Origin of the sequence: Janthinobacterium sp. SUN211, assembly GCF_030587315.1 — a bacterium.
In the GTDB taxonomy this organism is placed as follows: Bacteria; Pseudomonadota; Gammaproteobacteria; order Burkholderiales; family Burkholderiaceae_D; genus Janthinobacterium; species Janthinobacterium kumbetense.
Window position 1 is genome coordinate 289,260 of record NZ_JAPWIC010000006.1, and the last position, 20,707, is coordinate 309,966.

General features: G+C 64.8%; 17 protein-coding genes and 1 pseudogene. 7 read left to right on the forward strand and 11 right to left on the reverse strand.

The window, feature by feature from the left end; genetic code table 11:
* From kdpB to O3301_RS21155, 5 genes are all read left to right on the forward strand, one after another.
* Positions 1-2,079 carry a potassium-transporting ATPase subunit KdpB gene (gene kdpB / locus O3301_RS21135; RefSeq protein ID WP_289913129.1) on the forward strand — a complete coding sequence of 693 codons (2,079 nt, stop codon included), beginning with the start codon at positions 1-3 and terminating at the stop codon, positions 2,077-2,079.
* Positions 2,080-2,089: 10 nt separating this feature from the next.
* A complete protein-coding gene (kdpC, locus tag O3301_RS21140; RefSeq protein WP_305057409.1) occupies positions 2,090-2,665 on the forward strand; it encodes a potassium-transporting ATPase subunit KdpC in 576 nt (191 codons plus the stop codon).
* A 58-nt stretch (positions 2,666-2,723) separates the two neighbouring features.
* The gene (locus tag O3301_RS21145) at positions 2,724-5,465 is read left to right on the forward strand and encodes a DUF4118 domain-containing protein (RefSeq protein ID WP_305057410.1); all 2,742 of its coding nucleotides are present in this window, start codon (positions 2,724-2,726) and stop codon (positions 5,463-5,465) included.
* Positions 5,462-6,160 carry a two-component system response regulator KdpE gene (gene kdpE / locus O3301_RS21150; protein ID WP_305057411.1) on the forward strand — a complete coding sequence of 233 codons (699 nt, stop codon included), beginning with the start codon at positions 5,462-5,464 and terminating at the stop codon, positions 6,158-6,160. The genes O3301_RS21145 and kdpE overlap by 4 nt, the downstream gene beginning before the upstream one ends.
* A 131-nt stretch (positions 6,161-6,291) precedes the next feature.
* Positions 6,292-7,041 (forward strand): TorF family putative porin, encoded by a 750-nt coding sequence (locus O3301_RS21155; protein ID WP_305057412.1) that lies wholly within the window; start codon positions 6,292-6,294, stop codon positions 7,039-7,041.
* 54 nt (positions 7,042-7,095) lie between these two features.
* Here O3301_RS21155 and O3301_RS21160 read toward each other — a convergent pair whose 3' ends face one another.
* Genes O3301_RS21160 through O3301_RS21170 form a run of 3 tightly spaced genes read right to left on the reverse strand, consistent with a single transcriptional unit; the run spans position 7,096 to position 8,958 of the window.
* Positions 7,096-7,605 carry a cobyrinic acid ac-diamide synthase gene (locus O3301_RS21160; RefSeq protein ID WP_305057413.1) on the reverse strand — a complete coding sequence of 170 codons (510 nt, stop codon included), beginning with the start codon at positions 7,603-7,605 and terminating at the stop codon, positions 7,096-7,098.
* Positions 7,606-7,615: 10 nt separating this feature from the next.
* Complete coding sequence (gene dapA, locus O3301_RS21165) at positions 7,616-8,653, reverse strand: 4-hydroxy-tetrahydrodipicolinate synthase (RefSeq protein WP_305057414.1); 1,038 nt, start codon at positions 8,651-8,653, stop codon at positions 7,616-7,618.
* Complete coding sequence (locus tag O3301_RS21170; protein ID WP_305057415.1) at positions 8,650-8,958, reverse strand: hypothetical protein; 309 nt, start codon at positions 8,956-8,958, stop codon at positions 8,650-8,652. The genes dapA and O3301_RS21170 overlap by 4 nt, the downstream gene beginning before the upstream one ends.
* 218 nt (positions 8,959-9,176) lie before the next feature.
* On the opposite strand from O3301_RS21170, the gene O3301_RS21175 reads away from it, so the two are divergent.
* Both O3301_RS21175 and O3301_RS21180 read left to right on the forward strand, forming a co-directional pair.
* Complete coding sequence (locus tag O3301_RS21175; RefSeq protein ID WP_305057416.1) at positions 9,177-10,175, forward strand: gamma-glutamyl-gamma-aminobutyrate hydrolase family protein; 999 nt, start codon at positions 9,177-9,179, stop codon at positions 10,173-10,175.
* Positions 10,172-11,251, forward strand: coding sequence for an alginate lyase family protein (locus O3301_RS21180; RefSeq protein ID WP_305057417.1), 1,080 nt, complete (start codon positions 10,172-10,174; stop codon positions 11,249-11,251). Before O3301_RS21175 ends, O3301_RS21180 begins: the two co-directional genes overlap by 4 nt.
* Here O3301_RS21180 and O3301_RS21185 read toward each other — a convergent pair whose 3' ends face one another.
* From O3301_RS21185 to O3301_RS21220, 8 genes and pseudogenes are all read right to left on the reverse strand, one after another.
* Positions 11,252-13,723, reverse strand: a complete 2,472-nt coding sequence (locus tag O3301_RS21185) for a TonB-dependent receptor (protein ID WP_305057418.1) — start codon at positions 13,721-13,723, stop codon at positions 11,252-11,254.
* 95 nt (positions 13,724-13,818) lie between these two features.
* Positions 13,819-14,598 (reverse strand): FecR family protein, encoded by a 780-nt coding sequence (locus tag O3301_RS21190; RefSeq protein WP_369812223.1) that lies wholly within the window; start codon positions 14,596-14,598, stop codon positions 13,819-13,821.
* Positions 14,599-14,655: 57 nt separating this feature from the next.
* A pseudogene (locus O3301_RS21195) lies at positions 14,656-15,135 on the reverse strand (sigma-70 family RNA polymerase sigma factor); the annotation flags it as partial.
* Positions 15,136-15,342: 207 nt separating this feature from the next.
* Positions 15,343-16,473, reverse strand: coding sequence for a YbdK family carboxylate-amine ligase (locus tag O3301_RS21200; protein WP_034780287.1), 1,131 nt, complete (start codon positions 16,471-16,473; stop codon positions 15,343-15,345).
* Positions 16,474-17,661, reverse strand: coding sequence for a cation:proton antiporter (locus tag O3301_RS21205; RefSeq protein ID WP_034780723.1), 1,188 nt, complete (start codon positions 17,659-17,661; stop codon positions 16,474-16,476).
* A 312-nt stretch (positions 17,662-17,973) separates the two neighbouring features.
* Positions 17,974-19,143 carry a VWA domain-containing protein gene (locus tag O3301_RS21210; RefSeq protein ID WP_305057419.1) on the reverse strand — a complete coding sequence of 390 codons (1,170 nt, stop codon included), beginning with the start codon at positions 19,141-19,143 and terminating at the stop codon, positions 17,974-17,976.
* Positions 19,137-19,787, reverse strand: a complete 651-nt coding sequence (locus O3301_RS21215; RefSeq protein WP_305057420.1) for a GNAT family N-acetyltransferase — start codon at positions 19,785-19,787, stop codon at positions 19,137-19,139. The genes O3301_RS21210 and O3301_RS21215 overlap by 7 nt, the downstream gene beginning before the upstream one ends.
* A gap of 9 nt (positions 19,788-19,796) precedes the next feature.
* Complete coding sequence (locus O3301_RS21220; RefSeq protein WP_034780284.1) at positions 19,797-20,666, reverse strand: MoxR family ATPase; 870 nt, start codon at positions 20,664-20,666, stop codon at positions 19,797-19,799.
* Positions 20,667-20,707 lie beyond the last annotated feature (41 nt).

Consider the following 20,707-nt stretch of genomic DNA (forward strand, 5'->3'; position numbering starts at 1 on the left):
ATGTCACGCACAAGCCTGACTTTGTTCGATTCCGCACTGATCGGCCCCGCCGTCGTCGATGCGTTCAAAAAACTCGACCCCCGCACGCAGTGGCGCAGTCCCGTGATGTTCGTCGTCTACGTGGGCAGCATCATCACGACCCTGCTGGCCATCCAGGCCCTGAACGGCCCGGGTGAAGCGCCATTCGGCTTCATCGTCGCCGTCGCCGTGTGGCTATGGTTTACCGTGCTGTTCGCGAACTTCGCCGAAGCGCTGGCCGAAGGCCGCAGCAAGGCGCAGGCGGCGTCCCTGCGCGCCCTCAAGCAAACGGTGATGGCAAAGAAAATGCAAACGCCGAAGTACGGCACTTCCTGGCTGCCCACTCCGGCCACCGACCTGCGCAAGGGCATGACGGTGCTGGTCGAGGCGGGCGACGTGATTCCCGCCGACGGCGAAGTGACGGCTGGCGTGGCCTCCGTCGACGAAAGCGCCATCACGGGCGAATCGGCGCCCGTCATCCGCGAGTCGGGCGGCGACTTTTCCGCCGTGACGGGGGGCACCCGCGTGCTGTCGGACTGGCTGCTGGTACGCGTTTCCGTCAATCCGGGCGAAGCCTTCATCGACCGCATGATCGCCATGGTCGAAGGCGCCAAACGCCAGAAAACGCCGAATGAGATCGCCCTGACGATTTTGCTCGTCGCCCTGTCGATCGTCTTCCTGATCGTCACCGTGACCTTGCTGCCGTATTCGCTGTTTTCCGTGGAGGCGGCCGGCAGTGGCACGCCGGTGTCCATCACCGTGCTGATCGCGTTGCTGGTGTGCCTGATCCCGACCACCATCGGCGGTCTGTTGTCCGCCATCGGCGTGGCCGGCATGAGCCGCATGATGCAGGCCAATGTGATCGCCACCTCGGGTCGCGCCGTGGAAGCAGCCGGCGACGTGGACGTGCTGCTGCTCGATAAAACGGGCACCATCACCCTGGGCAATCGCCAGGCATCGAGTTTTGTGCCGGCACCCGGCGTAACGGAGCAGCAGCTGGCCGATGCGGCGCAACTGGCCTCCCTGGCCGATGAAACGCCGGAAGGGCGTAGCATCGTCGTGCTGGCCAAGCAGAAGTTCAATATCCGCGAACGCGAGATGGCCAGCCTGCACGCCACCTTCGTGCCGTTCACGGCCCAAACGCGCATGAGCGGCGTGGACATTCCCGGCGAACAGCAGGTGCGCCAGCTGCGCAAGGGCGCGGCCGATTCCATGAAAAAATATGTGGAAGCGCTGGGCCAGCCGTATCCGGCGGAGGTGGGACGCGCCGTCGACGACATCGCGCGCCGCGGCAGCACGCCGCTGGTGGTGGTCGACGATGGACGCGTCATGGGCGCCGTGGAGCTGAAGGATATCGTCAAGGGCGGCATCAAGGAGCGTTTCGCGGAACTGCGCCGCATGGGCATCAAGACGGTCATGATCACGGGTGACAACAAGCTGACGGCCGCGGCGATTGCCGCCGAAGCGGGCGTGGACGATTTCCTCGCCGAGGCGACGCCGGAAGACAAGCTGAAACTCATCCGCAGCTACCAGTCCGAAGGCCGCCTCGTTGCGATGACGGGCGACGGCACCAACGACGCACCGGCGCTGGCGCAGGCCGACGTGGCCGTGGCCATGAATTCGGGCACCCAGGCGGCAAAGGAGGCGGGCAATATGGTCGACCTGGATTCGAACCCGACCAAGCTGCTGGAAATCGTTGAAATCGGCAAGCAGATGCTGATGACGCGCGGATCGCTGACGACGTTCTCGATCTCGAACGACATCGCCAAGTACTTCGCCATCATCCCGGCCGCTTTCGTGGGCACCTATCCGCAATTGAAGGCGCTGGACATCATGCACCTGGCCAGCCCTGCGTCGGCCATCATGTCGGCCGTGATCTTCAATGCCTTGATCATCGTCGTGCTGATTCCATTGGCGCTGAAAGGCGTGCAGTACCGCGCCATCGGTGCGGCCAGCCTGTTGCGCCGCAACCTGCTGATCTACGGCCTGGGCGGCATCGTCCTGCCCTTCATCGGCATCAAGCTGATCGACATGCTGCTGTCCGCCCTCAATTTAGTCTAAAGGAACCATCATGAGCACTATCGTACGTCCCGCCCTGGTCCTGTTTGCCGCGCTGACCGTGATCTGCGGCGTCGTCTATCCGTTTGCCACGGCCGGTATCGGGCAGCTCGCTTTCAACGATGAAGTCAACGGCAGCATCGTCGAGCGAGGTGGCAAGCCTGTCGGCTCGATGCTGATCGGCCAGTCCTTCACCTCGCCCAAGTATTTCTGGGGCCGTCCATCGGCCACCGCGCCGATGGCGAACAACGGCGCCGGCTCGGGCGGCTCCAACCAGGGGCCGAGCAACCCGGCCCTGGTGGACGCCGTCAAGGCGCGCATCGCTGCCCTGCAGGCAGCCGATCCGGGCAACCGCAACCCGATCCCCGTCGACCTGGTGACGGCGTCGAGCAGCGGCCTGGACCCGGAAATCAGCCTGGCGGGTGCCTTGTACCAGGCGCCGCGCGTGGCCCGCGTGCGCGCGCTGCCGCTGGCGCAGGTGGAAAACGCCATCGCCAAGGTGCAGAAAACCGCGTATATCGGCTTTTTCGGTGAACCGCGGGTCAATGTGCTGGAACTGAATCTGGCGCTTGATGCGGCCGCGAAGTAAGATGATGCAGGGGCAGAGCCGCCGGTTTTGCCCCTGGTTTTGACATTAAAAGATGCCCATGCTCCCCAACGACAGCCAACGCCCCGACCCTGATGCCCTGCTGGCGCAAGTGCAGGCGCAGGAAAAGAAAGCCGCGCGCGGCCGGCTGCGCATTTATTTTGGCGCCTCGGCCGGCGTCGGCAAGACCTATGCGATGCTGGCCGCCGCCCGCAAATTGCTGGCCGATGGCCAGGATTTGCTGGTGGGCGTGGTGGAGACGCATGGGCGCCAGGATACGGCGGCCCAGCTTGACGGCTTGCCCGTCCTGCCCCTGAAGGCCATCGAATACCGGGGCAAGACCCTGTACGAGTTCGACCTGGACGAAGCGCTGCGCCGTGCGCCGGCGCTGATGCTGATGGATGAACTGGCCCATTCGAACGTGGCCGGTTCGCGCCATCCGAAGCGTTGGCAGGATGTCGAGGAATTGCTGGCGGCCGGCATCGACGTGCTGTCGACCGTCAACGTGCAGCACCTGGAAAGCCTGAACGACGTGGTGGGCGGGATCACGGGCGTGCGCGTGGCCGAAACCTTGCCCGACACGGTGTTCGACCGCGCCGACGAAGTGGTGCTGGTCGATATCCCCGCCGATGAACTGCTGCACCGCCTGAAACAGGGCAAGGTGTATCAGCCGCAGCAGGCCGAGCGGGCGTCCCAGCATTTTTTCCGCAAGGGTAATCTGATCGCCCTGCGCGAACTGGCCTTGCGCCGCACGGCGGACCGGGTGCAGGACGACGTGCAGGCCTACCGCGTCGAAAAATCCATCAATCCCGTGTGGAAGACGGGGGCCGCGCTGCTGGCCTGCGTGGGGCCGCACGCGGGGGGAGAACACGTGATTCGCAGCACGGCGCGCCTGGCCAGCCAGCTGAATGCGGAATGGCATGCGCTGTACGTGGAAACGCCCCGTTTGCAGCGCCTGCCGGCGGGCCAGCGCGAGCGCATCCTGAAAACCCTGAAATTGGCGCAGGACCTGGGCGCGCGCACGGCCGTCAATCCGTCCGCCGACATCGCCGGCGCCGTAGTCGAATATGCGCGCAGTGCGAATATCTCGAAAGTCATCGTCGGGCGTGGCCGCGCCGGTGCGCTGGCGCGCCTGTGGCATGCGTCGCCGGCCGCGCGCATGGCCAGCCTGGCGCCCGATATCGACCTGGTCGAGGTGGGCTTGCCGCCAGCCGATGCGGCGCCCCGACGCGCAGCTGGCGAAGACGCGGAGGCGCCGCGCCGGTCCTCGCGCCATTGGCGTTACATCCTGGCGGCCGGCGCCAGCCTGGCCACGGCCCTCGCCTCGGTCCCCCTGCAACCTTACCTGGACCTGGCCAATATCGCCATGCTGTCCTTGCTGACGGTGGTGCTGGTGGCCGTGCGCCTGGGGCGCGGGCCGGCGGCGCTGGCCAGCCTGGTGGGCGTGGCTTGCTTCGATTTCATCTTCGTGCCGCCGCGTTTTTCGTTTGCCGTGGGCGATTTCCAGTATGTGATTACCTTTGGCGTGATGCTGGCCGTGGGCCTGATCACGGGCCACCTGACGGCAGGCTTGCGTTTCCAGGCGCGCGTGGCCTCGCACCGCGAAGCGCGCGCCCGCGCCCTGTACGAATTCTCGCGCGAGTTGTCCGGCGTGCTGCAGACGGAGCAGATTTTCGACATCACGAAAAGCGCCATCGAACGGGCTTTCCGCGCGCGCGCCACCTTGCTTTTACCTGATGACGAGGGCAGCTTACAAGCCCCGAACGGCGGCGAGCCGCTCGATATCGGCATCGCGCAGTGGGCTTTCGACCATGCGCAGGCGGCGGGGACAGGCACGGATACCTTGCCCGCTTCGCCCATTTTCTACCTGCCGCTGATCGCACCGATGCGCACACGGGGCGTGCTGGCACTGCTGCCGCTCGAGGGCGCACACCGCGGGCGCTGGCTGCTGGTGCCGGAACAGCGCCAGCACCTTGACACCTTTGCCGCGCTGGCGGCCATCGCCCTCGAACGCGTGCATTACATCGACGTGGCCCAGGGCGCGCTGCTGCAGATGGAGTCCGAGCGGCTGCGCAATTCGCTGCTGGCGGCCCTGTCGCACGACTTGCGCACGCCGTTGACGTCGCTGGTGGGCCTGGCCGAATCGCTGGCCTTGTCCCGGCCAGCCTTGTCGCCTGCGCAGCTGGACATGGCGCGCTCGCTGCAATCCGAAACCGTGCGCATGAGCGCCCTGGTGGCGAACTTGCTGGACATGGCGCGCATCGAAAGCGGGCAAGTGCGCCTGAACCTGCAATGGCAGGCGCTGGAAGAAGTGGTGGGCAGCGCGCTGCGCGCCAGCGGTCCGCAATTGCAGCAACATGCCGTGCAGACGCAGCTGGCGCCGGACTTGCCGCTGGTGCGCTACGACGCTGTGCTGATCGAGCGCGTGCTGTGCAACCTGCTGGAAAACGCGGCCAAGTACACGCCGCCCGGCAGCACCATCACGGTCGCGGCCGGGGTGCACGGCCAGTTCCTGCAGGTGACAGTGGCCGATGATGGCCTGGGCTTGCCGCCCGGCCGCGAAGAAGCGATCTTTGAAAAATTTACGCGCGGCGAACGCGAATCGAACAAGCCTGGCGTCGGGCTGGGGCTGGCCATTTGCCGCGCCATCGTCGAAGCCCACGGCGGCACCATCCACGCGCAGCCGCACGCTCCGGGACAGGGCGCCGCCATTGTGTTCAGCCTGCCGCTGGGCACGCCTCCGGCGCCGCCGGAGATCGAATTCGACGACGCCAACGACCATGAAACAGGAAAACCAACATGAACGAACCTTCCGCCACCGCCCTGCTGGTCGAGGATGAACCGCAAATCCGCCGCTTCGTGCGCGCCGCGCTGGAAGACGAGGGCTGGCAGATTTTCGAATCGGCCACCATGCAGCGGGGCCTGATCGATGCGGGCACGCGCCGGCCCGACCTGATCGTGCTGGACCTCGGTTTGCCCGATGGCGACGGCATCGATTTCATCGCCGACATCCGCAAATGGTCGGCCGTGCCCATCATCGTGCTGTCGGCGCGGGTCGACGAGCAGGACAAGATTCGCGCGCTCGATGCGGGCGCCGACGACTATCTCACCAAGCCCTTCGGCGTGGGCGAACTGCTGGCCCGCGTGCGCGCCACCCTGCGCCGCCAGCGCCAGCTTGCCGCCAGCGACGATGGCGTGGTGCAGTTTGGCGACGTGCGCGTCGATTTGAAGGACCGTCTGGTGACACGCAACAAGCAGCTGGTGCACATGACGCCGACGGAATTCCGCCTGCTGTCGGTGCTGGTGAAGAATGCCGGCAGGGTGGTCACCAATCCGCAGCTGCTGCGCGAAGTGTGGGGGCCGTCGAACAGCGAAAACGGCCACTATCTGCGCATCTACATGGGCCATCTGCGCCAGAAGCTGGAGGCCGACCCGGCCCAGCCGCAGTACCTGCTGACGGAAACGGCCGTCGGCTACCGGCTGCTGCTGCCGCTCTAACACCTGTCAACCCCCTGTTGGAAAACAGGCGCCGCGCGCGCCAGGGGGACGCTTTACCCATTTTTTTGCAGCGGCGGGCCAGCTGCGCCATGTTGGCAAAGGCCCATACCACCCATGAAGAAGAAAAAACCATGAATAAAATGCTACTTGCACTTGCCGTCGCCACCGCCTTTACAGGCAGCCTGGCCCACGCGGAAGAGGCCAAGCCCGACAATGAAGTCAGTTTCAATGTGGCCGGCGTGTCCGACTATCGCTACCGCGGCATTTCGCAGACGCGTTTGAAACCGGCGCTGCAGGGCGGCGTCGACTATGTCAACAACCCGACGGGCCTGTACGCGGGCGCCTGGGCCTCCACCATCAAGTGGACCAAGGACGCGGGCGGCAGCGGCGACGTGGAAGTGGACCTGTATGCGGGCAAGCGCGGCCAGCTGAGCGGTGATATTGGCTATGACGTGGGCATGCTCGCTTACGTGTACGCGGACAACGGCTTGAAGCACGTCGCCGGCCTGGCCGATGCGGACACGCAGGAAGTCTACGGTCAGCTGTCGTATGGTCCCGTTTACGTCAAGTATTCGCACGCCGTCTCCAACCTGTTCGGCATCGTCAACAGCAAGAACAGCGGCTATCTGGATATTGGCGCGACTATCGACCTGACGAACGGCTGGACCGGCAACCTGCACGCGGGCCACCAGAAGGTCAGGAACAATGACGCGTCGAGCTACACGGATTGGAAAGTGGGCGTCACGCGCGATTTCGGCGTGGTGACGGGCGCGCTGGCCGTGATCGGCACGAACGCGGGCAAGTCGGCCTATGCCTCGCCCGTGAATGGCAAATTCATGGGCAAGACGGCGCTGCAGCTGACGGTCAGCAAGACGTTTTAATGGACTGAGTTGACTGAAAGGAGAGGCGGCGCATGCGCCGCCTTTTTTGCATACTTACGCTGGCAGGTTGAAAACGGCGCAGTACAGCTGCCCTAGTCCCACCACGCGGGCGGCCGGGATCTGCGCGGCCAGGGCATGGGCGGGCGCCGCTTGCGTGTCCGTTGCCAGCAAGACGCGCAAGCCCGGATTGACGCTGCGCGCGTGCGCGATGCGGCGCGCCAGGCCCGCCTGCGCGGCGCCATCGACGACACCGTCGAGCGGCACCACCAGCACGCGCGCGGCGATCAGGGCCGAACGGCTGCCCATGGAGTCGCGGCCTTCGCTGTCGATGACGATGTCGTGGTAGCAGTGCACCAGGTGCTCGAGCTCCGGCTGCAAGCCCTTGGCGCTGATGGCGCGCGCCATCAGGCGCGGCCGCGTCAGGCTGCCGTGCATGGCGCCGTCGTGCAGGTTCCTGGCTTGCGCCATGGCGCCCTGGCGCGGATCGGCATCGAGCAGCAATACCTTGCGTCCGGCCAGCGCGCGCGAGGCGGCCAGCCGTCCGGCCAGGATGGATTTCTCCATCCCCCCGCGTTCATCCGTGATGGCGATGATCATCTTGGCGCACGGCTGGCATGATGTTGGCGTGGGAAACCAGCTGCAGCAGACAACCTTCGCGCGGCGCATCCCTGTCGCTGGCGGTCCATGCGGGCAGTTCCATCAGGGGTTCGAGCGCCGCGGCCAGGGCGGCCTGGCCGGCGGCGGACATGGGCGTCATCGGCAGGCGCAACGCGTCGCGCACCTTGCCTTGCATGGCCAGCGCGGCTTTGACGGGAGCGGGATTCGGTTCGGCAAATAGCAGGCGGATGACGGGCAGCATGGTCTTGAACAGGGCGCCGGCGGCGCCGTGGCGGCCCTGCTTGACCAGGTGATATAACTGCGCATACAGATCGGGCCGGACCTGGGCGGCGGCCGACATGGCGCCGTGGCCGCCCATGGACAGGCTGGCCAGCAGCAGCGCATCGTCGCCACACAGGACGTCCAGGCGCGTGTCGAGCAGCAGTTCGCCCAGTTGCTGAAGCTTGCCGCCCGCTTCCTTGATGGCGACGAAGTGCGAGTCGCGCGCCAGCAGCGCGGCGGTCTGCGGTTCGATATTGACGCCAGTGCGCGCCGGCACGTTGTACAGCACGATGGACTGGTCGGTGGCGGCGGCGATGGCCTGGAAGTGGCGCACGATGCCGTCCTGCGACGGGCGCACGTACGCGGGCGCGGAGACCAGCAGGCCGGCCAGCGGATGGTCGTTGTAGCGTTGCACCGTGGCGACGCCGCCGCGCGTATCGCTGCCGCCAATGCCCATCACGACGGGAAAGCGGGGGCCGACGGCTTCGAGCACGCTGTCGAGCAGCATGGTCTGTTCCGCGGCGCTCAGCATGGCCGCTTCGCCCGTGGTGCCGCACACCACCAGGCCATCGATGCCGCTGGCGGCCAGCTCGCACGCCAGTTGCTGGGCGGCGTCGAAGTCGATTTCGCCATCGCCATCACGGAATGGCGTGACCATCGGCACCCAGATACCCTGGAAGTGCGCGGTGATGCGCGAGGAAGACATCGCCTGGTCGCAGGCATACTGGTTCATAGCGATTTCCCCTGGCTGATGCGGCCAAACTCCGCCGCCGGCAGCAGGCGCATGACGGCATCCATGGTCAGGCGCAGGGCCGGTTCCGTCACGCACAGCCAGACTTTCATGCGTTCGGCGTGGTCGACCGCCTCGACGCGCATGAATGACAGCATGCCGCCGCAGGTCCGCACGACCAGCTGGCGCAGCTCGGCCAGGCAGGCTTTGTCGACCGTGATATGCATGAGAAAGGTGGGCAGGCGGGGATGGCGGTGGGGCAGGGCTTGATGCGCTTGATGCGCTTGCAGGCGTGAATGGGGTTCCATGGTGGCTTTGCAGCGGTGGTTGAGGTACGTTCAAGATTAGCAGCGGGGACGTAAAGATTCTCTAAAAAGCGGGGCCGCCAGCGTAAACGGACTGTATGCATCGGACGTGGACGTGTTGCGTGGATGCCCCGCGCGTGGGCTTTTGTTACAAAATTGAATCGTGCTTTCCGGGGCAGGGGTTTATATTGAAAACGTCTCCGCTTTCAGTCAGCCCCGCCATGTCAGACGAAAAAGATCCCCAGCTTCCCCCTTCCACCGATCCCGCGGCGCCAGCTTCGGCGCGGCCCGACCGGGTAGGCAGGGCGCCCGATGATGAGCACCGCGCGCGCGATGCAGCACCCCGCTACCTGAAGGACAACGACACGCCGCTGGCGCTGGCATGGCGGGTGATCTCGTCGCGCTACCGCTCCATGCGCGACAAGGCCAGCCGCGATTTCATGCGGCGCACCCTGCGCATCGGTATCTCGGCGCGCATTTTTCACCCCGAACCGGGCGCCATTGGCCTGCGTAGCAAGAACCTGCAATACCTGGAAGAGTCGATTGCGCAGTGGGTGATGTCGCGCGACGTGCTGGTGTTCATGATCCCGACGGTCAATACCAGCGGCCAGCTCCACCCGAGCAACATCACCCTGCGCCACTATGCGCGCCACCTGGACGGTCTGGTGCTGCAAGGCGGCGCCGACGTCTCGCCGCAGACGTATTCCGAGGCGGCCACGCGACCCGAATGGAATGGCGACCGCGCGCGCGACCTGTACGAGCTGGAGCTGCTGCACGAATTCGTCGACGCGGGCAAGCCCGTACTGGGCATATGCCGCGGCTGCCAACTGATCAACGTGGGCTTTGGCGGCACCCTGTACCAGGACATCGCCTCGGACGTGGAAGGCGCCACCTCGCACGTCAACGACCTGTATGACCGCCATCGCCACACGATCGTCTTCCCGAAAGGCTCGTCCTTGGCGGGCCTGTTCCCGAAGACGGGCGAGGCACTCGTCAATTCCATCCACCATCAGTCGGTGAAGGATCTGGGGCGCGACATCACGGTGGAAGCGTATTCGCAGGGTGACAACATCGTCGAAGCCATCCGCTACCAGCGGGCCCGTTTCGTCATGGGCTTGCAGTGGCACCCGGAATTCCATTCGGCGGGCGGCGTCGAGTTGCTCGATTGCACGCCCATCCTCGATAACTTTTTGCGCGCGGCGCGGGAGACGCGGTTTTGAGTACGCACCTGATGCGCAGGCGCACGCTGCTGGCCGGCCTGCTGGCGCTGCCCCTGACGGGCTTGCGCGCGGCGCCGCGCCCGCATGAAGGCGCGCTGGCGTTTGCGCTGACCTCGGCCGCGCGCGCCCGCACGCTCAAGGCGCGGGTGGCGCCGGCCATTGCGGAACAGGTGGTCAGGGCGGCGCGCAAGGATGCGGCGCGGCCCGAGCATCTGATGGCGGAAGTGCGCACGGGCGGCTTGCTGAAGGGGGAAGGCGGGCGCGAGACCAGCCAGCAGGCGCAGGAAGACTGGCGCCAGGCGCGCCTGCAGGCGCTGGCGTGGCGGTTGTCGGGCGAGATGGCGCATTTCGAGGCGGCGCGCCAGCTGCTGCTGGCCTGGAGCGGCAGCTACCGGCCCTCGTTCAGCCCCGTCGACGAGACGGAGCTGGCCAGCCTACTGATGGGCTTTGACCTGGTACAGGAACGCTTGAACGGCGTCGAGCGCGACCAGGTGCAGGCGTTTTGCCGCACCCTGGCGCAGGGCTATTTGAGTGATCCGATCAAGGTTGGCGGCCCGTCCACGGCGCGCAACAACTGGCACAGCCACCGCATCAAGATCGGCACAGCCGCCGCGTATGTCACGGGCGACGCCTTGCTGATCGCGCGGGCGAAAGAGCGTTTCCTGGCACACGCGCCGCGCAATATCGGCGCCGGCGGCGTGCCCTTCGACTTCGAACAGCGCGACGCCCTGCATTACACCACCTACAGCCTGGAGCCGTTGCTGACGACCGCCCTGATGGCGCAGGCGCATGGCGACGACTGGTATGGCGCGCCGGAAGCGCGGCGCCTGGCCGAGGCGCTGGCCTGGCTGGCGCCGTACGCGCAGGGGAGAAAGACGCACGAGGAGTTCGCCAAGAGCGCCGTGCCGTTCGACCGCAAGCGCGTGGCGGCCGGTGAAAAAGGCTTTACGGGGAATTGGGAGCCCAAAGGCGCCGCCAATGTGTATCTGCTGGCGGCGCGCTTCGATCCCGCTTACCTGCCGCTGGCGCTGGAATTGCACCCGCCAGCCTGGGCGCTGGCGCTGTATGGGAGCTGATTAAAACTTCGTGCGCACGGTGAACATCACGTTGCGCGGTTCGCCGTAAAAGCCCGTCTGGAACAGGCCGAGGCCCGTGAAGTATTTCTTGTCCAGCAGGTTGTTCACATTGACGCTGGCCGTGACGTTCCTGCTGATTTCGTAGCGCGCCATCAGGTTTAGCAGCGCGTAGCCGCCCTGCTTGATGCGCGAATAGTCGTCGATGGCGGGGTTCCAGATATTGCCGTCGTAGCTGCTTTGCCAGTTGATGCCGCCACCGACGGTCAGCTTGTCCAGGCTGGCCGGCAGGCGCCACGTGCCTTGCACGCGCACCAGGTGGGCAGGCTGCGTCGTTTTCAACATGGTAGAAAAGACATCCTTGCCATCCGCATCGCGCACGTGGGTGTAGGTGTAGCCGGCGCTCAGCCTCACATCCTTGGCCACTTCGCCCGTCACTTCCATTTCCACGCCACGACTGGTGACGCCGTCGATGGCTTTATACATTATCTCACCGTTGACTTCGCCCACAGGGCTGGCCACGTTGCTTTGACGGATCTGGAACAGGGACGCGCTGGCATTGACCTTGCCATCGAGGTACTCTGCCTTCAAACCCGCTTCCACACCCTTGCCGCGCACGGGCGACAGGAAGTTGCGGTTGATGTCGCGGCTGCTTTGCGGCGCGAAGATGCTCGTGTAGCTGCCGAACACGGAATACGTCTTGTCGAGGTCATACACGACGCCCGCATACGGCGTGATGACCTTGTTTTCCTCGATGCGCGAGGTGATGCGCGCGGTGCCGGCGTCGAAGAAAGTGCGGTCCTGCTCCTGCTTGTAATCGCTGACGCGTGCGCCGAGAATCACCGACAGCGCGTCAAGCGGATGCAGGCGCACGGCGCCATACAGGCCGCTCTGGCGCGTGCTATCGTTGTCGTTGCCCAGGCGCTTGAACGCCAGTTCCGCGTACTGGCCGCGCCAGTCGAAATAACTGCCTTCGACGGGCGGGTAGACCGAATCATAGACGGGACCATCCTGCTTCGCCGTCGAACTGGAATAACCGATCATCGCTTCATGCTGGCGGCCAAACGCGGTAAACGGGCCGCTGGCGTCGACGTTGACGGTGGTCTGGCGGCGGTCGCCCTTGTATTTGCCCATGAAGAAAAACGCGCCTGCGCCCGTGGCGGGGTCGGGATTGCCGCCGCTGGCCGAACCGAGCACGCTGTCATGCTTGCTGCGCAACTGATTGGCGCTCAATTTCACTTTCCACGCGTTGGCGAAGCTGTGTTCCAGCGACGTAAATAGGGTGGTGTTCTGCATGTCGCGGCGGCTCCAGTCCGTGGCCGGGTTCCACGAGGTGGGGAAATCCGTGCGGGTGCCGTCGGACAGCAGGACGGGGAAACCGGTCCAGGTCGACCCGCGCGGCTTGTAATCCTGGTGCGTGAAGCCGGTCGTGAGCAGGGTGACGGGTGTCAGGTCCGCCTCGATGATGCCGTAGGCGACGGATTTCTGCTGCGTGTAGCGATCCAGGTAGGAGTGCTTGTCCTGGTAGGCGCCCACCAGGCGGCCGCGCACCGTGCGGCTGGCATTGAGCGGGCCGGAGACATCGGCTTCACCGCGGTAGTTGTCCCACGATCCCGCGCCCAGGGTCGCCGAACCCTCAAAGCTGGCGGTGGGGCGCTTGCGCACCATGTTGACGGTGGCCGACGGGTCGCCCGAACCGCTCATCAGGCCCGTCGCGCCTTTCAGCACTTCGATGCGGTCATAGATGGCCATGTCGCTGTTCGTCGTGCCCCAGTCGTAAACGCCGTCATAGATGGCCGACACGCCGTCGTACTGGAAATTGGTGACGGCAAAGCCGCGCGCCTGGAAGCTCCAGCGGTCGCTGTCGTAGTTTTGCACACTCACGCCATTGACGTTCTTCATGACGTCGGAGACGGCGTTGCTGTTCTGGTCATCCATCTGCTGGCGCGTGACGATGGTCAGCGACTGCGGCGTTTCGCGTTGCGTCAACGCCAGTCCCGTGGCGCCGCTGGCGGGGCCGCCCGTATAGCTGTCCGTGCCGCTGGTGGCGGCGCTGCGCTCGGCGGCCGCCACAACGGTGACGCCGCCCATGACGGCCACGCCGCGGCTATCCGCAGTGGAAGCGTTCGCGCTGGTGGCGATCTTTTGCAGCAGGTAGCCGCCGTTCGATTGCGGCACGGCTTGCAGGCCGCTGCCAGCCAGCAGCACGCGGAAACCATCGTGCACGCCATAGCTGCCTTGCAGGCCGGCGCTGCGCAAGCCTTGCGTGGCGTCGCTGGAGAACGACAATAAAATGGCGCTGTCGCTGCCGAAGCGCGTCAGCGCATCGCCCAGCGCGCCGGCGGGGATACTGTAGACGCGCACTTGCTGGCTTTGTGCCTGGGCCAGCGCCGGCAGGGTGAGAGCCATGCCGATCTGCGACAGGGCGCAGGCCAGGACGGTGCGGGTAAGGAGGGAACGCGAAGCGTGGTACATGGAATAAAACCTTTCGTGGATGCGCAAGATGGAGACTACCTATCTTCCAAGTCACGCGAGCACGCCGAAACAGCTCACTTTGCAGAAAATTTAATTCAGCGGGCCACCAGTTCGATCCTGACGACTTGCTGACCCCAGAAGCGCGTGACGGTATTGCGCCGCAATTGCAGGCTGGCGCTGACGGCGTCGAGGATGGCGCCGACATTGGCCAGCGGGTAGGAACCGGAGACGCGCAGGTCGGCGATGCCGGGCGCGCAGGCCAGCGGATGCTCGCTGTAGCGCGCCAGCTCGGCGAGGAAATCGGCCAGGCGCATGTCGCGCGCCACCAGCATGCCGTCGAGCCAGGCGCCGCCATATGGCGCCAGCGCCTGGCGATGATGGCTGTTGCTGTCGAAATGGGCACCTTCGCCGGGATGCAGCACCAGACGCTGGGCGCCGTCGCTGGCCAGCACGGCGACGGCCCCTTCGAGCACGCCGGCGCTGGCATAATCATCGTGCAGGCGCACGGTGAAGCGCGTGCCCAGTGCCTGCAGGCTGCCATGCGGCGTGGCGACGAAGAAGGGGCGCCGCGCTGCATCTATGCCGGTGGCGATGAAGATTTCGCCGGCCAGCAGTTCGATGCTGCGCCGCTCGCCGTCGTAAGCGATGTTCACGGCGCTGCCGGTGTTGAGCGTGAGTTGGGTGCCGTCATCGAGGGTCACCATGCGGCGCTGGTTGACTGCCGTGCGGTAATCGGCCATCCAGCCGCGCCATGGGCTGCGGCGCTCAAACGCATACAGCGAGGCGCCGCAGGCCAGCAGCAGGGCCAGGGTCTTGACGGCATGGCGGCGCGGCGCATTCGCTTGCACGCAGGCGCGCAGCAGGGTGGCGTGCATGGCGGGCGGCAGGTGTTCATGCTGCGTTTGCAACTGCTGCCACGCCTGTGTGGCGCGGCCGGCCCGCTGCAGGTGGCGTTTTACCGTGGCCAGCGAGATGCCGAGCTGGTGCGCGATGTCTTCCTGCGGCAGCTCGTCGAGCTGGCGTAGTAAAAAAGCCCGTTTCACGGGAGGCGGCAAGCCGTCAAGCATGCGGTCGAGTTCAAACACGGTCGCCAGCAGCAGTGCCCGCTCCTCTGGCGATGGCGCATGCCGGGGCGGCAGTTGCGCCTGCACGTCGAGGTAAGCCTCTTCGAGTTTCTGACGGCGGTAGTGGTTGAACAGCACGCGCTGCGCGACGGTGGCGAGAAAGGCGCGCGGCTCGCGCGCGGCGACGGCGTCTTCGCGGTCGAGCAGGCGCATGAAGGTGTCGTGCGCCACGTCGGCCGCGCATGCCGTGCTGCCCAGCTTCTTGCGCAGCCAGCCCTGCAGCCAGCCGTGATGGTCGGCGTACAGTGTCGCGATGTCCTGGCGTTGTAGCGGCTCTGCCAGCGGCATCGCATTCCCCTTGCATGGCCGGCCCGGGTGGGCTGGTGTTTTTAAACAATAATAAGAATCATTCTCACTTATTGTAACAAGCGGTGGCGGCGGCTGTAAACGATGGGGAGATGGGGTGTGGTTTTTTGGGTTTGACGTTGTTGAATGCTGGGGTCTGACCCGGCGGGTCAGACCCCATGGACGCGACGTTGGCTGGACCGGACAGCGTCAATAGTTCATCGGTTCACCGCGAAAACATCGGATCGCCGAATCGACCATGCCCTCGGCACTGCCCTGCAAGCTGTGCTGCTTGCGCAGGTATTGCGCGTCGCTCCATTGCTTGGCCACGTCCGACAGGTGTTTCAGGGCTGGCGTGCTGCCCAGCGCCTCGGCGTGCGGTTCCATCTTGCGCAGGGTGGTCATGATGTCTTCGCGCAGCGACATCGTTTCGTAGGTTTTCGGATGCGTGATGGCGCCATCGAGGCCGAAGCGGCAAGCCTGGAAGCGGTTGTAGTTATATACGAGATAATCGTCTTCCACTGGCGGGGTTTCGCGGCGTTCGAGCAGGTAGCGGCACAGCGCTTGCAGGTAGGCGGCCAGCGCGGCGGCCCGTTCCACCGTCAGCGGCGTGTCGCACACGCGCAGTTCGATGGTGCCGAATTCCGGCTTGGGACGGATATCCCAGTAAAAATCCTTCATGCTCTTGATGATGCCCGTGTTCTCCATCTTGGCGAAATACTCGTTGGAGAACTGGTCCCAGCTCAGGGTGAACGGCGCGCGCCCGCTCATGGGAAATGCGAACACGGAATTGAGGCGGGCCGAATCGAACAGGGTGTCGCGTCCCTGCACGTAGGGCGAGGATGCCGACAGGGCGATGAAGTGGGGGATGTAGCGGTTCAGCGAATGCAGCAGGAACATGGCGTCGTCGCCCGAGGCGCAGCCGATGTGCACGTGCTGGCCGAAGATGGTGAATTGCTTGGCCAGGTAGCCGTACAGTTCCGAAATCTCCTGGAAGCGGGGCTTGGAAAAGATCTTTTGCGACGACCATTGCTGGAACGGGTGCGTGCCGCCGCCCGCGATGCCGATATTGAGCTTGTCGCCGGCCGTGATCAAGGTGTCGCGGATTTCCTGCAGCTGCTCCAGCAGGGGGCCGTGATGCGTGTGCACGCTCGAGTTGATCTCGATCATGCTCTCGGTGATTTCCGGCGTGACGTTGCCGGGGAACGGTTTTTTGTTCAGCAGATGCAGCAGGTCGGGGCTGGCGGCCGTCAAGTCATAGTCCGACAGGTTCACCAGTTGCAGTTCGAGTTCGACGCCGAAGGTCAGCGCGGCCGATTGGCCAAAGGGTTCCAGCGGCATTTAGCGCTCCTTGATTTCGTGGGTTTCTTTGGCCAGCATCAGCACGCGCTGCACCAGCACGGGGCCGACCAGTTCCAGGCCCAGGGTGATGGCGGCCAGGGCGTTCAATTCGTCGCCGAAGTTCACGCCATGCTGGCGCGCGTGTTCCAGCAGGAGGATGATGAAGACGGAGACGGGCGTCAGCGCCACGCCCGTCAGCACGCCCTTGCGCCAGGAAATACCGCTGACATGCGAGAACGCGGCCACGCCGACGACTTTCGTCAGCAATCGCCCGCCGACGACGGCCAGGGCCAGGCCCGCGCCGGCAGCCACGCTGGCCCATTCCAGGGTCGAGGCGGCATACACGAACAGCAGCACCGTCAGCAGCTCGCCGAGCGCGCCGAAATTGCGCTGCGCCTGGCTGAAGGCGACACGGCGGTGGCGCGCCACCAGGCCGAAGGTGAGGGTGGCCAGCAACGGCGACAGGCTGGTAGTGTAGGTGAGGGCGACGAGCAGCATCACCGACAGCGCGAAGGCCACGGTGGCATCCTGCGCCATATTGCCCAGGCGGCGCAGCATGGCCGGCACGACGATGCCGAAGACGGTGCCGGCGGCCACGGAAGCGGCCAGCACGGCGGCGCTGCTGCTGCTCGCCTCGATCAGGTCGGTGGAGCTCTGGAACATCCAGAAGCCGACGATGATGTTGAACGTGAAGACGGCCAGTACGCAATTGAGGGCGGTGAGGTGGACGATGCGTTCCGTGACCTGGCCCGAGCTGCGTTCCTCGTTGATGACGCGCATGATGGTGGCCGGCGAGGTGGACATGGCCAGGGACGCCAGCAGCAGCGCCGTCATCGAGGTGGAACCGAATTCGATGCCGATGAAGTAGACGACGGCAAAGGTCAGCAAGGATTCGACCAGGCCCGTGACGGCGATCCACGGGTTGTTCTTCAGCCAGCGCAGGTTGATGCGGTAGCCCACCTCGAACAGGATCAGGCCGAAGGCCACGTCGGCCAGCACCAGCATCGGGCCCGCGTCCGTCTGCGGCAGGATGCCCACCTGCGTTTGCGCGAGGACGAAACCGATCACGCCGTAAAAACTGATGCGCGGCAGGCCAGTCCAGCGGTGGCCGAATTCGCCCACCACCCAGGCCAGGGTAATGGCGAACGGCCAGGACAGGTCGGCGGCGATCGAGATCAGACTTTGCATGCTCATTCCTTTGAAAATGGCGCTGGCACCGGCCGGCAGCACGGGGGCTGGCGCGGCAATGTCGTGGTGCAGCGATGGTGCATGGTTTGCGCAGAGCGATGCGCCGATTCTACCGGAGCAGAAGGCGCGCACGATGTGCGCAATCGAACAGTGTCGCGACCATGGCGGCCGCGCACAGGATGCAGCAGGTTGGGCAGGGCTGGTATCAGCGTATGGTACCCGCCCGCAGCGGAGATGCTCCGCACGGTAGTGCCGTGTCGCAGTGTACGGCATGGCGGCCCCCTGCCGCCATGGACTTTTTGTTGCGTGCTTTTATTTACTGAGCAGACGCATGCCCCGTTCCAGCCCGTCGATCGACAGCGGGAACATGCGGTTGTTCATCAACTGCCGCATCACGCCGATCGACTGGCGGTATTGCCACAATCCCTCCGATTCGGGATTGAGCCAGATGAATTTCGGGAATGCCTGGGTAAAGCGCGCCAGCCACGTCGATCCCGCTTCCTCGTTGTTGTATTCGACGCTGCCGCCCGGTTGCAGGATTTCATAAGGGCTCATGGTGGCGTCGCCGACGAAAATCAGCTTGGTGTCGGGCGGGTACTTGCGCAGCACATCCCATGTGGGAAAACGCTCGGCGTTACGGCGCCGGTTGTTCTTCCACAGGTAGTCGTAGACGCAGTTATGGAAGTAAAAGAACTCCATGTTCTTGAATTCCGTTTTCGCCGCCGAAAACAGTTCCTCGGTGCGCTCGATATGGTCGTCCATGCTGCCACCCACGTCGAGCAACATCAGCACCTTGATGCGGTTCTTGCGCTCTGGCCGCATTTTGATATCCAGATAGCCGGCGTTATTGGCTGTGGCGGCGATGGTGGCGTCGAGCGCCAATTCATCTTCCGCGCCTTCGCGCGCGAACTTGCGCAGGCGGCGCAAGGCCACCTTGATGTTGCGCGTGCCCAGTTCGCGCTCGCCGTCGTAATCCTTGTAGCTGCGCGCTTCCCACACTTTCACTGCCGTGCGGTTGCCACCCTTGCCGCCGATGCGGATGCCTTCCGGGTTCGTGCCGCCATTGCCGAACGGCGACGTGCCGCCCGTGCCGATCCACTTGCTGCCGCCCTCGTGGCGCTCCTTCTGCTCCTTCAGCAGCTCGTTCAGGCGGTCCATCAGCTTGTCGTAGCCGAATTTCTCCAGCTGCGCCTTCTGCTCCTCGGACAGCTCGTGCTGCATGCGCTTGAGCAGCCAGTCGAGGGGAATCGCCGCATTCGTGTCGAAGGCAGCGTTGACGCCCTTGAAGTACTGGGCAAACGCGCGGTCGAACTTGTCGAAATGGGCTTCGTCCTTGACCAGGGTCAGGCGCGCCAGATAGTAAAAATCGTCCATCGAGGCGTCGATGACGTTCTTTTGCAGCGCTTCGAGCAGGGTCAAAAATTCCTTGATCGAGACGGGAATCTTCGCATCCTTGAGCGTGAAGAAGAAATCGATCAGCATGGCGCTTCCTCTGCCCCGGCGTCGCCTGCGCGAGGCAGTGCGGCGATGGGGCGCTGCGCCAGCTTGTAGCGCAGATGGGCGGCGATTTCCGGCCACTCGCCGCGCGTGATGCTGTACATGACCGTGTCGCGCACGGTGCCGTCGCGGCGCAGCGCATGGTGGCGCAGCACGCCATCCTTTTTCGCGCCCAGGCGTTCGATGGCCGCCTGCGAAGCATGGTTGAAATTGTCGGTGCGCAGGCCCACCAGCGCGCAGCCCAGCGTGTCGAAGGCGTGCGCCAGCAGCAGCAATTTGCAGGTGGTGTTGACGTGGCTGCGCTGGCAGCGCTTCGCATACCAGGTGTAGCCGATTTCCAGGCGTCCGATGGCTGGCACCACGTCGTGGTAGCTGGTGGTGCCGAGCACCTCGCCGCTGGCCACGTCGATGACGGCAAAGGCGAAGCGCGAAGGGCGCATCTCGATACCCTTGAAAATGTACTGGTCCACCTGGTCCGGCTCGGGCACGGAGGTGACGCGCAGGTTCCACAGTTCGCCATCCATGGCCGCCGCGCGCAAGCCGGGCGCGTGGTGCGGCGCCAGCGCTTCGAGGCGGATGCCGTGCAGTTCCAGGGGGACGAAGACCTTGTCCGGGCTGATGTCGTTCACCGGCGCTCCTTAGCGGTTGGTGCGCGACATGAACATCAGGCGCTCGAACAGGTGCACGTCCTGCTCGTTTTTCAGCAGCGCGCCGTGCAGCGGCGGCACGACGGCCTTGTTGTCCTTGCTGCGCAGCGCGTCAAAGGGGATGTCCTCGGCCAGCAGGAGCTTGAGCCAGTCGAGGAATTCCGACGTCGACGGCTTTTTCTTCAGGCCCGGCACGTCGCGCACTTCATAGAAGGTTTGCAGCGCCTGCGCCAGCAATTCCTGTTTCAGATGCGGGTAGTGGACGGCGACGATCTGCTCCATCGTGTCCTTGTCCGGGAATTTGATGTAATGGAAGAAGCAGCGGCGCAGGAAGGCGTCCGGCAGTTCCTTTTCGTTGTTCGAGGTGATGATGACGAGCGGGCGATGGCGCGCCGTGACCATTTCGCGCGTCTCATACACGTAGAATTCCATGCGGTCCAGTTCGCGCAGCAAGTCGTTCGGGAATTCGATGTCGGCTTTGTCGATTTCATCGATCAAGAGCACCACCGGTTCGGGCGCCGTGAACGCCTGCCACAGCACGCCCTTGACGATGTAGTTCTGGATGTCGCGCACGCGCTCGTCGCCCAGCTGCGAGTCGCGCAGGCGCGAGACGGCGTCGTATTCGTACAGGCCCTGCTGCGCCTTGGTGGTCGATTTGATATGCCATTGCATCAGCGGCATGTTCAGCGCGGCGGCCACTTCCTCGGCCAGCATGGTCTTGCCCGTGCCCGGTTCGCCCTTGATCAGCAGCGGGCGTTGCAGGGTCAGCGCCGCATTCACGGCCAGTTTCAGGTCGGCGGTGGCGACATAGCTGTCGGAACCTTCGAAGCGTTGGCCTTGCTGGGTGTGCTGTGCTTGCATGAGCGGTCTGCCAAAGTAGGGAAATGGTGAGTATAAACAGA

Coding starts and splice junctions, on each gene's coding strand:
- kdpE (WP_305057411.1), top strand. CDS start 5,462: ATGAACGAACCTTCCGCCACCGCCCTGCTGGTCGAGGATGAACCGCAA.
- kdpC (WP_305057409.1), top strand. CDS start 2,090: ATGAGCACTATCGTACGTCCCGCCCTGGTCCTGTTTGCCGCGCTGACC.
- O3301_RS21205 (WP_034780723.1), bottom strand. CDS start 17,661: ATGCAAAGTCTGATCTCGATCGCCGCCGACCTGTCCTGGCCGTTCGCC.
- dapA (WP_305057414.1), bottom strand. CDS start 8,653: ATGAACCAGTATGCCTGCGACCAGGCGATGTCTTCCTCGCGCATCACC.
- O3301_RS21175 (WP_305057416.1), top strand. CDS start 9,177: ATGTCAGACGAAAAAGATCCCCAGCTTCCCCCTTCCACCGATCCCGCG.
- O3301_RS21210 (WP_305057419.1), bottom strand. CDS start 19,143: ATGCTGATCGATTTCTTCTTCACGCTCAAGGATGCGAAGATTCCCGTC.
- O3301_RS21145 (WP_305057410.1), top strand. CDS start 2,724: ATGCTCCCCAACGACAGCCAACGCCCCGACCCTGATGCCCTGCTGGCG.
- O3301_RS21170 (WP_305057415.1), bottom strand. CDS start 8,958: ATGGAACCCCATTCACGCCTGCAAGCGCATCAAGCGCATCAAGCCCTG.
- O3301_RS21155 (WP_305057412.1), top strand. CDS start 6,292: ATGAATAAAATGCTACTTGCACTTGCCGTCGCCACCGCCTTTACAGGC.
- O3301_RS21160 (WP_305057413.1), bottom strand. CDS start 7,605: ATGGAGAAATCCATCCTGGCCGGACGGCTGGCCGCCTCGCGCGCGCTG.
- O3301_RS21200 (WP_034780287.1), bottom strand. CDS start 16,473: ATGCCGCTGGAACCCTTTGGCCAATCGGCCGCGCTGACCTTCGGCGTC.
- O3301_RS21190 (WP_369812223.1), bottom strand. CDS start 14,598: ATGCACGCCACCCTGCTGCGCGCCTGCGTGCAAGCGAATGCGCCGCGC.
- O3301_RS21220 (WP_034780284.1), bottom strand. CDS start 20,666: ATGCAAGCACAGCACACCCAGCAAGGCCAACGCTTCGAAGGTTCCGAC.
- O3301_RS21185 (WP_305057418.1), bottom strand. CDS start 13,723: ATGTACCACGCTTCGCGTTCCCTCCTTACCCGCACCGTCCTGGCCTGC.
- kdpB (WP_289913129.1), top strand. CDS start 1: ATGTCACGCACAAGCCTGACTTTGTTCGATTCCGCACTGATCGGCCCC.